This is a genomic window from Peribacillus simplex (assembly GCF_001578185.1).
GTDB lineage: Bacteria > Bacillota > Bacilli > Bacillales > DSM-1321 > Peribacillus > Peribacillus simplex_A.
This window is the reverse complement of record NZ_CP011008.1, coordinates 4,411,281-4,423,730: the sequence shown is the minus strand read 5'-3', so window position 1 is coordinate 4,423,730 and position 12,450 is coordinate 4,411,281. Positions and strand designations below refer to the sequence as shown.

Genomic DNA, 12,450 nt, shown 5'->3' with positions numbered 1-12,450 from the left:
TAAAATTCTTTTTTTTCTTATAATTTGAAGTAAGCCCGATGTACTCATAGCTGAAAGTTACTTGGAGAAACAAAGGCAGGTTGAAAAGGGAGGAAATAGAATGAGAAAAGGTATGATTGGAGTACTATTCGCATCGTTATTAGGCATCTCATCCATTTTATCTGGGTGTGCAACAGATCAAACCGGCAGCAAGGAATCGGAAGGAAAAGCGAAAGAAGGAGGTACACTAATCGTCGCCCGATTATCTGACGCGACCAGCCTGGACCCTCACTTCATAACAGACATTCCATCAGCAAACGTCGTTTATGAAAAGGTTTATCAAACATTGGTCGTTCCTGATAAAAACATGGATCCTAAGCCGCTGCTGGCAAAAGAGTGGAAACAACTGGATGATGTCACTTGGGAATTTAAATTGCAAGAGGGAGTCAAGTTCCATGATGGAGCTCCATTCAATGCCGAAGCGGTGAAAACCAATTTCGACAGGATACTGGATCCGGCAACAGCTTCTCCGCAGGCCGGTAAATTGGAAATGATCAAAGAAATTAAAGTGGTTGACGATACTACCGTACAATTCAAGCTGAAATATCCTTATGCTCCACTGTTATCTATTTTAGTTAGTAATGAAGGAAGCATCATCAGCCCTAAAGCCATTAAGGAGCATAGTGATAAACTAGGCCAAAACCCCGTTGGGACAGGACCCTTCATTTTTAAATCGTGGAAGCCCGGTGAAGAGATCGTACTTTCGAAAAACGAGGACTACTGGGGGGATGAACCTAAGATTGATGGGGTAGTATTCAAGGTTGTACCTGAAGATGCTACGAGGATTGCGATGATTGAAACGGGTGAAGCACATGTGACCGATCAAGTGCCAGTGACCGAGATTGAGAGGATCGAAGCATCGGACACGATGGATTTATATCGCACGGAGGGACTTGCAGTTGAATACCTAAGCTTCAATGTTAAGAAAAAACCTTTCGATGATGTACGTGTCCGTAAAGCGGTCGCACATGCCATCGAGGTCGATTCGATTATCAAAGGGGTTTATAACGACGTCGGTACGAGGGCAAATTCAACAATGAGCCCAAAGGTGTTTGGCTATGATCCGGATATAAAAGGCTATGACTATGATATTAATGAATCGAAGAAGCTCTTGACTGAAGCAGGGGTCAAGGATGGCTTGGAGTTTACACTGACAACGAGTGATCGTAAGGAAAGGATCAACATGGCGGAGGTGATTCAATCCCAGTTAAAAGGAATTGGAATTAAGGTCAAGATTCAGGTCCTTGAGTATGGGGCCTACATTGACGCGACCGCTAAGGGCGAGCACCAAGTATCGATAGGCGGCTGGGGCAATGCTACCGGCGATGGAGATTATAATCAATTCAATCTTTTTGATAGCAAATCCCAAGGTGCTGCGGGAAATAGTTCATTCTATAGCAACAAGGAAGTGGATAAATTGATTGAAAATGCACGTCAAGAATCGGATGCCGATAAACGTAAGGAACTATATTCGAAGGCACAAGAAATTGAAAGGGAAGAAGTACCATATGTTCCTATTCGCAACTATGAGCACTTGGCCGTATATGGAGGGACGGTTAAAGGGCTTTGGCTGAATCCGGCAAATTATTTAATGCTTGATGATGTAACCGTGAAGTAGGGAATTCAGCAAAAAAGGAAGGCAGCATAAGGATGTTATGCTGCCTTCTCAATTAGGAGGGGAAATATGATTGATTTACTGCTAATCCATGGGACCGTGATAACCATGGATCAAAACAGGAGAATTCTGCCGGATGGCGCCATCGCCATAAATCAAGGAAGGATTTTAGCCGTTGATGCAACCGAGAAACTGCAATTGAAGTATGAGGCTGTAAAGGTCATTGATTGCAGCCATCAGTGTATATTGCCCGGATTAATAGACGTTCATGGTCATGGGGGGCATTCCATGTTCAAAACGATAGCGATGGAGAATATTGATTTTTGGATGCCCATCATGACAAATACGTATAAACATTTTGTAACAGATGACTTTTGGTACTACGAAGGAAAGCTCTCCTCTCTTGAGAGATTAAAGGCGGGTGTAACAACAGGTGTGAGCGTTTTAGGGTCCATGCCACGATCCGATGAACCGATTTTCGCCATCAATCACACAAAAGCATACGCCGAAGTGGGAATCAGGGAAGTGGTTTGCACCGGGCCCTGTAACCCTCCATGGCCACATTCGTTCAGTAGGTGGATTGACGGAAAGAGAATGGTAAAGGAAGTTTCCTATGAAGGAGTATTGAAGGGGGCAGAAGCTGTAATCGAGGCACTGAACCATGCAAATGAAGACCGCACGAGAGCCTTCATTACACCATTTGTCATCGTTACATCCGTTGATCCTTCCAATCCCACATCTCCTGACAGGCTTTATGGGCTGAATGATCATGATCTTTATCAAGCGAAGAAAATAAGGGAGATTGCCAGGAAATATAACACACGGATACACTCTGATGCCTTTGGCGGGATGATTCATTTAGCGATACAGGATAAGGAAAATGCCTTGTTGGGTCCAGATGTTCATTTACAGCACTGTCGCGGCATTTCCTTTGATGAGGCAAGAATATTGGCGGAAACAGGTACAAACGTCAGTGCATCACCTGGATTTGGCCAGGTTCATGCACGTACCCCCATAACCGAATTATTGGAGATGGGGGCAACTGTGGCAATCTCCACGGATGGGACTTCCCCTTCCACAAGTTTCGATATGTTCCAGGCAATGAGGAAAACACAGTTTGTTCACCAGGCAGCCCTAAGGGATTACTATTATTTACCCCCAGGCAAGCTGTTGGAAATGATCACGATAGATGCTGCTAAATGCATTGGCTGGGATGATGAAATAGGCTCCCTGGAGATTGGGAAAAAAGCCGATGTCATTACGGTCAATCTGCATCAGCCACATCTGACCCCTGAATTCATGCATGTTCATCGGCTTGTGTTTCAAGCAGTGGCGAATGATGTGGAGCATGTCATCGTTGATGGGAAATTGATCATGGAGGGGAGGATTGTACGGACCGTTCATGAAAGTACAGTGCTTGATGAAGCGAATGAGGAGGCCTTTTCAACGATAAAGCGTGCCGGGCTCGAAAAGTACATGCAGCCGACGAAATATTTCTGGGGACACGCCAGGGCATATGTAGATGAAAAGCGATATGACGAACGCGAAGACGCTGCCGGCCATGCGGAAAGGGGAATAAGATGAAAACCAAGCTTAAAGGAAGATATGTAATTGGGTATGATGGGTGCGATCATGTCATTTTGGAAAACGCAGAGATCGTTTATGAAAAAGACACGATACTGTATGTAGGGAAAAATTACAATGAAGAAGTGGACGAGGTAATGGATGCCGGTAACGCCATTATCAGTCCTGGGTTCATAGATTTAAATGCATTAGGGGACATTGACCATGATATTTTACATTTTGAAGCCGGTGCGGACAGACAGAAAAACCTTCTCTGGTCAGAGAATCATATACAAAGCGGACATCCCGAATTAATGACCGAGGAAGAAGAATCCTTTAAATCTTTATATGCTTATTCACAACTCATTCTTCATGGTGTGACGACGGCCATGCCTATCACTTCCGTTTTTTATAAAAGCTGGGCCGAAACCTATGAAGAATTGGCAGCTGCGGCAAAACATGCAGCTGAATTGGGGTTAAGGATTTACCTGGGCCCGAGTTTCCAATCAGGAATGAGAGTCGTCCAGCCTAACGGAAATATAAAACTGCATTGGGATGAAAAAGCCGGTGAAGCGGGATTGCAAAAAGCGGTGGAGTTTGTAGAAAAATTCGATGGAGCCCATGGAGGCATGGTCAGAGGGATGCTCGCTCCAGAACGTATAGAGTCCCAAACGGCAGAGCAATTAAAACAGATCAAATATTACAGCGAAAAATTGGATGTCCCGATTAAGCTCCATGCCGCACAAGGAAGTTTTGAATTCAACACCATCTGGGAGGCCCATCATGTTACACCAATCAGATATTTGTACGACCTTGGTTTTCTCGGTCCAAGAACAGGGATCCCGCATGCCCACTTTGTTTCAGGATACAGTGGAGCGAAATATGGACAGGGTGATGACTTGGCGCTGCTAAGAGAAACGAATACAACGGTGATTCATTGCCCCCTGATTATCGGGAGGCATGGGGAAGCGTTAGAATCATTCGCTAAATATAAAAGGGCTGGGATCAATATAGCCCTTGGAACGGACACCTTCCCTCCGGATATGTTCCAGAACGTAAGGATAGGGAGCATGCTCTCACGGATGGTGGAAGGAGAAACGGACGGCTCTGTCTATGCCGATTTCTTTCGGTCAGCCACACTTGATGCGGCTGCTTTTCTTGGCAGGAACGATCTTGGCCGCATTGCAGCAGGGGCAAAAGCTGATATCATTGCGATTGATTTGGACAGATATCATATGGGCGTAATCGATGATCCCATTCGGACCATGTTCGTAAGTGGGTCTGGGAGGGACGTTAAATTATCCATCATAAATGGAAAAGTAGTCATGAAGGATCAAAAAATCCCCAATCTTGATTTAAAAGAAATCAAATATAAGGGGCAAAAGTATTTTGATAAGATGAGAAGAGGATATCTGGAAAGAGATTATCAGAAGCTTCCCGAGAAAGAATTGTTTAAGCCATCATTTAAGATCGTGGAATCGATAAGCGATGCAAAAGCGAGAAAACAATTTACGAAAACAAGTAAAGAAAATGAAAAACATAGTAAAGATTTTCAAAATAAATAGTCAGAATATTTCCTATAATTAGATAAGTGTTCAAAAAATGAAATCTGGAGGTCGAAGTCCATGGGATTGAAGCGTGGGGCAGGAAAGCTTTTCCTAATCATGTTCATGGTTATCATCATTACTGGCTGTTCTTCTAACAATGACGTAAGCACAACAGCAAGTGATCCGAACAAAGCATCAAACGAAGGGGGTACACTGGTCATTGCCCGCTTATCCGACGCCGAGAATTTGGATCAGCAGTTCATGTCCACGATTAACGCCGCTAGCGTCACTCACCATAAAATCTATGAAGGTCTTGTCCAGCGTGATGAGAATAGTGAGATACAGCCTATGCTGGCCGAAAAATGGAAGCAAATAAATGACACGACCTGGGAGTTCAAGCTTAGGCATGATGTAACGTTTCATGATGGCACACCATTTAATGCAGCTGCAGTAAAAAAGACGTTTGATCGACTATTGGATCCGTTGGTCGCTTCTCCTAGAGCGGTAGTATTCGATATGGTAAAAGAAGTGAAACCGGTTGATGAATATACCGTGCAATTCATTCTGAAGGAACCTTTTTCCCCGCTGCTTTCCATCTTGGCGAATCACGAAGGCGGAATCATCAGTCCAAAAACGATTGAAAAGTACGGAAAAAAAATTATCCAAGAGCCGAATGGAACAGGTCCTTTCGTTTTTGATTCATGGTCACCAGGCCAAGAAATTACATTGATGAAAAACAAAAATTATTGGGGAGACAAGCCAAAGGTGGACAAAGTTATCTTCAAGGTCGTCCCTGAAGATTCCACGAGGATATCGATGATAGAAACGGGAGAAGCACATATTGCAGAACCTCTTCCTGTAGCTGTCATGGACCAGGTAGAATCCTCAGCGGCTATGGATGTTTACCGCAATGAAGGGTATGGTACCGAATATATAGGATTTAATGTAAATAAAGAACCGTTTAATGATGTCCGTGTTCGTAAAGCCATAGCCCATGCCATTGAAATGGATTCCATTATTAAGGGTGTCTTTAATAATGTTGGTGTAAAGGCAAATTCCTTAATGGGATCTAAGGTATTCGGGTACGACGCTGATCTGAAAACCTATGATTACAATCTTAAAGAAGCAAAGAAATTGATGGCTGAAGCTGGTTATTCTAAAGGTCTTGATGCGACTATTCTAACAATGGATAGTAAAGAAAGAGTTAATTTGGCAGAAGTACTTCAATCACAGTTAAAAGGTATCGGGATCCATTTGAAGGTTCAGGTCATGGAGTACGGTTCGTTCGTTGAACAAGTAAATAAAGGGGAATCGGAAATGTTCATCATCAGTTGGAGAAACGCGACCGGGGATGCCGATTATAATCAATATAATCTATTTCATACGGAATCACAGGGAGCGGCTGGAAATACCTTCTTTTACAGCAATCCAAAGGTTGATAATTTAATAGATGCTGCCCGTAAAGAAAAAGACGAAGAAAAACGCAAAGACCTATACTCAGAAGCACAAGAGATTGAGATGAGTGATACCCCATATATTCCTGTAAGGGTCATTGAAAATGTTGCCGCAGTCTCGAAAGGTGTAAAAGGGTTTTCAATCAGTCCTTCAGGCTATCTGGAAATAAATGAAGTAACGATAAAGTGATGGGGAGATAAGAAGAAAGGGTTCATCCATTAGGGTGAGCCTTTTTTCTTTGGCACAATAAGTAAAAATAACATAAAAAAGAGTAAAAATTCTGAAATTATTAGATGATCTTAAGAATTATAATGAAAGGGACGCATGTTCAATCTGGAATGGAAGGGTGAGTTTAATGTCACAATCGTATTGGTTGACGAATGTACGCTTGGAAAATGGTTTTACTTATGATGAAAATGAAACGATTACCGGTACTGAAACGGGAAATTACCACATTAAGATTGAAAATGGAATAATATCATCCATTTTATTAGCGAAGGAATCGATAACAGATCAGGACCCACAGCATGATGTTCACGGTCTCCTGATGGTCCCTTCATTTAAAGAAATGCATATTCACATTGATAAAACGTACTATGGCGGACCTTGGAAGGCTTGCATGCCTGCCATTAATGGCGTGAAAACCCGGATAGAGGAAGAGCAGGTCTTACTTCCCGAGTTATTGCCTACCGCTAAAGTAAGAGCAGAAAAAATGCTGGATTTATTATTGGACTTCGGATCTACCCATATACGCACCCATTGTAACATTGACCCCGTGATAGGTCTGAAAAATTTAGAGGCCACCATTCAAGCGTTAGAAGGGTATAAGGATAAATTGACGTATGAAATCGTCGCATTCCCACAGCATGGACTATTACGCTCAAATTCCGCAGGATTACTACGGGAGGCCATGAAGTATGGGGCGAATCTTGTAGGAGGCGTGGATCCCGCCACAATTGATGAAAATATAGAGCGGTCCCTTGAAACGATCATGGATATCGCGGTTGAATCGAATTCCGATATCGATGTCCATTTACATGATCCGGATCAGCTTGGACTCTTTACGATGCAACGTCTCGCTTCCATGACGGAAGACGCAGGCTGGCAAGGAAGGGTAACGGTTAGCCACGCCAGCGGTTTGGCAGATGTTTCAGTTCCAGAAGCAACGAGTATAGCCGAAAGGTTTTCGGAAACAGGAATATCCATTACATCCACAGTGCCTATCTTCAGGACGATCCCCATCCCCCTGCTCCATGAAAAAGGGGTGAAAGTCGAACTGGGTAATGACAGCATCACTGACCATTGGACACCCTTTGGCATTGGGGACAATCTGGAAAAGGTCGGCCGCCTTGCAGAGAGGTTTCGCATGATTGACGAACGCTCATTAGCTAAAAGCCTGCAATTCATAACGGGAGGGACTACCCCATTAAACCAAGACGGGATCAAGGCATGGCCTAATGTCGGGGATGTGGCGAATATCGTTTTGCTTGAAGCAAGCTGTTCAGCGGAAGCGGTGGCCCGAAGATCAAAGCGTGCCGCTGTCATCTTCAGGGGCAATGTAGTTAGCGGATCTATTTCATCTTTCGAGACGACAGGTGTTTAATCTTCTATTAAAGAGAGTGAAATTTGATGAATAAAGCATACTGGCTTACAAACGTTACACTTGATAGTGGATTTGTTTTTGAGAATGAAAGAATTGTTCGAACAAAGACAGCTCCATACAACATGTATATAAAAGATGGGATCATAGAGGAATTGCAATTGGCCTCAAGTATGCCTTTGAAAACGGATATGCCCGTTCAAGACGCGAAAAAGCTGCTTGCACTTCCTCCTTTTAAAGAGATGCATAACCATCTGGACAAGACCTATTTAGGACTGCCCTGGAAATCATGCACTCCGGTTCCGAATTTAATGGAACGCTTAAAACTAGAAGCGGAAGAGCTTGCTGAACTTGCTGAAACTGGGCGACTCCGGGCTGAACGGATGCTTGAACTATTGTTAAGAGGCGGTGCGACGCATATAAGGACGCATGTTAACATTGACCCATACATCGGTATGAAAAACTTGGAAGAAATTCAAAAGGCGCTAAGTAGTTTCAAAGGAAAAATGACATATGAGATCGTGGCTTTCCCCCAGCATGGACTGCTAAGGACGAATTCAAAAGGGTTAATGAGACAAGCGATGAAAGAAGGGGCGGCTTTGGTGGGAGGCTTGGATCCTGGTGGAGTGGATAATAATATTGAAGCTTCCCTATATGAAATGGTGGATCTAGCCGTTGAGTTTGATGCGGATATTGATATCCATATACATGATCCAGGTCATCTTGGATTTTATACGATCAAAAAACTGGCTTCTTTAATCGAGGAAGCTGGATGGAAAAATAGAGCGGCTGTCAGTCATGCCTTTGCACTTGGGGATGTCCCTATTGAAGAATCACATGAACTGGCCAGTATTTTATCAAACCTAGGAATAGCCATCATGTCTACTGTTCCGATAAACCGGGTAATTCCCCCCATTGATTTACTTCATGAAAAGGGTGTCCATGTTGCTCTCGGATGTGATGGTTTTTATGACTCCTGGTCTCCATTCGGTACAGGAGATATGCTGGAAAAGGCAGGAAGATTGGCTGAGAGGTACAACTGGAAGGACGAGTATGGATTGTCTCAATCGCTCCAATTCATTACGGGCGGGGTCAAGACACTGGACCCTGAAGGAAATCGTTTATGGCCGAATGTGGGAAATGACGCAAGTATGGTATTTGTGGATGCATCAAGTGCTGCCGAGGCAGTTGCCAGGAGATCGACGCGCGCTGCAGTCATGATCAATGGAAATCTTGTTTACGGTGGACTCGACTGCGAATCTGCCTTGAAGGCGAATTGAATGTCTATTTCAAGAAGGGATGAAGGGCATGAATACAATCTATTTGTTAAAGAATGTTCGTTTGGAATGTGGTTACCGGAAAGAGAATGAAAGAGTTACAGGAACGATAACTGGGCTATTTCATCTGTTGGTGAAGGATGGAAAAATCACGAAGATTATCAATGATGGGGAAGCCATACCTAATGATTCACCAGTGGAAGATGCAAAAGGATTGCTGGCATTACCCTCCTTCATTGAAAAGCATGTCCATCTTGATAAAACACTGATGGGGGATGCTTGGAGAGCATGCACTCCTTCCTCGAGTGTCATTGAACGCTTTGAAAATGAGAAAAAGGTTTTGCCTTCCATTGCAACTAGCACATGTAAACGTGCAGAGTCTTTACTGGAAATACTTTTAGCTTCTGGCTCCACACATGTACGGACTCATGTTGATATCTACCCGGAAGTGAGATTGCAAAACTTAGAGCAAGTACAACAGGCGCTTGCCGGCTATTCTAGTAGACTCAGTTCAGAAATCGTCGCATTTGCCCAGCACGGATTGTTGCGGTCGGGTTCTGCCAAGCTTGTCAGGGAGGCATTGCGAAACGGGGCAGGAATCGTCGGGGCAGTCGATCCAGCATCAGTCGATAACAATATTGAAGCTTCGCTTGTGCAATTGATGGATCTAGCAGTGGAAGCGGACGCTGATGTGGACTTGCATTTACATGATCCCGGCCACCTGGGCACGTTCACCATGAAACGTTTGGCAGCTCTGACCAAGCAAGCAGGCTGGGAAGGCAGGGTAGCATTAAGCCATGCGTTCGGTATAGGGGACGTATCCAAGGAAGAAGCCTATGAGCTGGCTGACATTCTTAGGGATGCGGGGATTTCCATCGTCACCAGCGTCCCCATTAACAGACAGATGCCCCCTGTCGATTTATTACATGAAAGAGGGGTTGAAGTATCAGTAGGTAATGATAATATCTTTGATGTATGGTCACCTCTAGGGAATGGCGACATCTTAGAGAGAGCCGGCAGGCTGGCGGAACGCTTCAAATGGATTGATGAAGTCTCCCTATCTCGAACACTTGGGTATATAACGGGCGGAAAAACTCCATTAGATGAAAATGGTAACCGAATATGGCCGAAAGCTGGGGATGCTGCAAGCTTAGTATTGATTGACGCGAGCTGTTCTGCAGAAGCGGTTGCGAGGCGTTCTGAACGTAAAGCGGTCATTTACAAGGGGAATTTAGTTTCCGGTTCACTGTATAAACAAAAGCAGTCAATAGAGTTGTAAGGCTAACCTAAGGATCTCTGGATACTTCCGGATTTCCTTTTTCGTTTTTGGCGGCTTCCGTGTACTTTTATTTACATATGTTATATGCTGTGGACGTGATTTTTTTTGGCTATATGAATTAGCCCTCCCAGTCTTTATCAATATTATATTTTAAAACGCTCTGTTTGCCTGCCTTGCATCCTTTATCCAAGCAAACAAATTAGCAGGGAGCCGCAGTCTTTGTTACTATTATTGGGAACGTTATCATTTCTCATGCATCTGCAAAGGTCATATGACATAAATCATGTGACCAGCAATGCAGCAGCGGACCATCCGGGACCGCGTCTATTAGCATGGTGCTGTCCTTTCGCCATTTTCAAGGGAAGGACAAGTGAAATTCACCATGAGTTTGAAAAGTATCATGTTCAAAGGAGATGGAATCTATGAAAAGTTGGAGATCTTCTGTGACTCTATTTTCTTCTTTTCAATGGTTGTTTTTTATTTTTGCAAATACGGTAGTAGTGCCAATATCGATTGGCGCAGCTTTTGATCTTCCTCCAAATGTTACGGAAATGACCATGAGAAGCTCGCTCATTTTCACCGGGATCGCTTGCGTGATTCAGGGGTGGAAGGGACATAAGTATCCTATTATGGAAGGGCACTCCGGACTACTGTGGGGAGTGATGTTGAATTTAGGGTTATCTGCACCATCCATAGGGCTCGGTTATGCTGAAATAGGAGGGGGAATAGCGACTGGCCTCATTGCAGCTGGTGTAGTGACCATCATTATTTCTGCCTTCAACCTGATTTCTTATGTCCAGAAGATTTTCACTCCCATGGTCATGACCGTTTACTTATTCCTTCTGACGTTCCAGCTCATTTTTGTCTTTTTTAAGGGGATGCTCGGGATCACGGAGGATGGGGAAATTAACATCCCGGTCAGTATTCTGTCATTGGGGATTGTCTTTTTAGTAAGTATATTAAAGATAAAAGGACCAAGGACCATTAGCAATTTCTCCATTTTGATCGGGATAATAGTGGGGTGGATTTTTTACTCGCTGCTATTTCCTGAGGCTGGGGGAGAAATGGGGTCGGCGAGTGCCTCTTTTTCATTTTTCCCATTAGGTGTTCCAAACCTGGAATTCGGGATAATAGCGATTTCTTTTTTTGCAGGATTACTGAATTTGTGTAATACGTTCGCTTCCATTCAAGCTGCATCCGAGTTAATGGGGGATGAAGCTGACCACAAGCAGTATCGAAATTCTTTATTAATGACTGGCGGTTTTACCATTTTCGCTCCTGTGCTTGGCCTTGTTCCGTATACACCTTTTACTTCATCCATTGGATTTTTGCAAAGTACTCAAATCTATGAGCGGAGGCCGTTCTTATTTGGAGGCATGCTGTTGACCATAATCGGACTCATTCCTCCTTTTATCTCTTTCCTGGCCACCATGCCCATAACAGTCGGGAATGCTGTATTGTTCGTCGCTTACCTTCAACTGTTTGGCACGGCTTTCAACAGCGTCAAGGGTCAGCATTTTACTTCAGACACGATATTCAGGCTTGCCGTACCAGTATTGGTCGGAGTGAGTTTGATGAATATCTTGCCTAATGCATTTTCGGGCGTTCCCACGCTTTTACAGCCCTTTTTGACCAATGGGCTCATAATGGGTGTATTGATATCTATCGTGCTGGAGAAATCAGTAAACTGGAAGCGTTATGAACAACTGCAGAATTAAGGTGACTTTCCATTTAAGCATATCCTGACGACCGATCGATATGGCTATACATAAATGATCCTCCATTGAAATAAGGAAGAGGAAAAGGCAAGTGACTTGTAAGAACCTTAATTTAAAGAGGTGTGCATGAAAGCCGGAAGGATGTAACCTTCTGGTTTTCTGTTTTTTTTATTTGTATTTTAATGGTAATCAGGCATTCGTCGTGAATGGGTATTTGGTGAAAATAGGCTTTTTCTTCAGTAGCAATACCCACTCCCCTTACATATTTTGTTGAAGGGAGTACTTGATGTGGTGTGGGTTCCCAGATTATCTTGAGCCTATTTCCTTTTCTGTAATAAGTATTCACTCAATGAATAT

9 protein-coding genes are annotated in these 12,450 nt (G+C 43.7%); all 9 read left to right on the top strand.

Annotation, left to right across the window (positions count from 1 at the left end; translation table 11 throughout):
- Positions 1-100 precede the first annotated feature (100 nt).
- The 9 genes from UP17_RS20635 to UP17_RS20600 all read left to right on the top strand — a co-directional run bounded on the left by UP17_RS20635 (position 101) and on the right by UP17_RS20600 (position 12,093).
- Positions 101-1,657, top strand: coding sequence for a glutathione ABC transporter substrate-binding protein (locus tag UP17_RS20635; RefSeq protein WP_061464893.1), 1,557 nt, complete (start codon positions 101-103; stop codon positions 1,655-1,657).
- A 66-nt stretch (positions 1,658-1,723) separates the two neighbouring features.
- Positions 1,724-3,238, top strand: coding sequence for an amidohydrolase family protein (locus tag UP17_RS20630; protein WP_061464891.1), 1,515 nt, complete (start codon positions 1,724-1,726; stop codon positions 3,236-3,238).
- Entirely contained in the window at positions 3,235-4,782 is a 1,548-nt protein-coding gene (locus UP17_RS20625) for an amidohydrolase family protein (RefSeq protein ID WP_081108909.1), read from the top strand. Before UP17_RS20630 ends, UP17_RS20625 begins: the two co-directional genes overlap by 4 nt.
- A 60-nt stretch (positions 4,783-4,842) precedes the next feature.
- Positions 4,843-6,408, top strand: coding sequence for a glutathione ABC transporter substrate-binding protein (locus tag UP17_RS20620; RefSeq protein ID WP_061464890.1), 1,566 nt, complete (start codon positions 4,843-4,845; stop codon positions 6,406-6,408).
- 166 nt (positions 6,409-6,574) lie between these two features.
- Entirely contained in the window at positions 6,575-7,822 is a 1,248-nt protein-coding gene (locus UP17_RS20615) for an amidohydrolase family protein (RefSeq protein WP_208857032.1), read from the top strand.
- A 26-nt stretch (positions 7,823-7,848) separates the two neighbouring features.
- Positions 7,849-9,099 (top strand): amidohydrolase, encoded by a 1,251-nt coding sequence (locus UP17_RS20610; RefSeq protein WP_061464887.1) that lies wholly within the window; start codon positions 7,849-7,851, stop codon positions 9,097-9,099.
- Between the two features lie 28 nt (positions 9,100-9,127).
- Complete coding sequence (locus UP17_RS20605; RefSeq protein WP_061464885.1) at positions 9,128-10,375, top strand: amidohydrolase; 1,248 nt, start codon at positions 9,128-9,130, stop codon at positions 10,373-10,375.
- A 219-nt stretch (positions 10,376-10,594) separates the two neighbouring features.
- A complete protein-coding gene (locus UP17_RS27915; RefSeq protein ID WP_155727404.1) occupies positions 10,595-10,801 on the top strand; it encodes a hypothetical protein in 207 nt (68 codons plus the stop codon).
- Positions 10,798-12,093 carry a uracil/xanthine transporter gene (locus UP17_RS20600; protein WP_061464883.1) on the top strand — a complete coding sequence of 432 codons (1,296 nt, stop codon included), beginning with the start codon at positions 10,798-10,800 and terminating at the stop codon, positions 12,091-12,093. The genes UP17_RS27915 and UP17_RS20600 overlap by 4 nt, the downstream gene beginning before the upstream one ends.
- Positions 12,094-12,450 lie beyond the last annotated feature (357 nt).

Excerpts from the sequence above, each read along its gene's own strand:
- UP17_RS20615 (WP_208857032.1), top strand. The coding sequence starts at position 6,575 with ATGTCACAATCGTATTGGTTGACGAATGTACGCTTGGAAAATGGTTTT.
- UP17_RS20610 (WP_061464887.1), top strand. The coding sequence starts at position 7,849 with ATGAATAAAGCATACTGGCTTACAAACGTTACACTTGATAGTGGATTT.
- UP17_RS20635 (WP_061464893.1), top strand. The coding sequence starts at position 101 with ATGAGAAAAGGTATGATTGGAGTACTATTCGCATCGTTATTAGGCATC.
- UP17_RS20620 (WP_061464890.1), top strand. The coding sequence starts at position 4,843 with ATGGGATTGAAGCGTGGGGCAGGAAAGCTTTTCCTAATCATGTTCATG.
- UP17_RS20605 (WP_061464885.1), top strand. The coding sequence starts at position 9,128 with ATGAATACAATCTATTTGTTAAAGAATGTTCGTTTGGAATGTGGTTAC.
- UP17_RS20630 (WP_061464891.1), top strand. The coding sequence starts at position 1,724 with ATGATTGATTTACTGCTAATCCATGGGACCGTGATAACCATGGATCAA.
- UP17_RS20600 (WP_061464883.1), top strand. The coding sequence starts at position 10,798 with ATGAAAAGTTGGAGATCTTCTGTGACTCTATTTTCTTCTTTTCAATGG.
- UP17_RS20625 (WP_081108909.1), top strand. The coding sequence starts at position 3,235 with ATGAAAACCAAGCTTAAAGGAAGATATGTAATTGGGTATGATGGGTGC.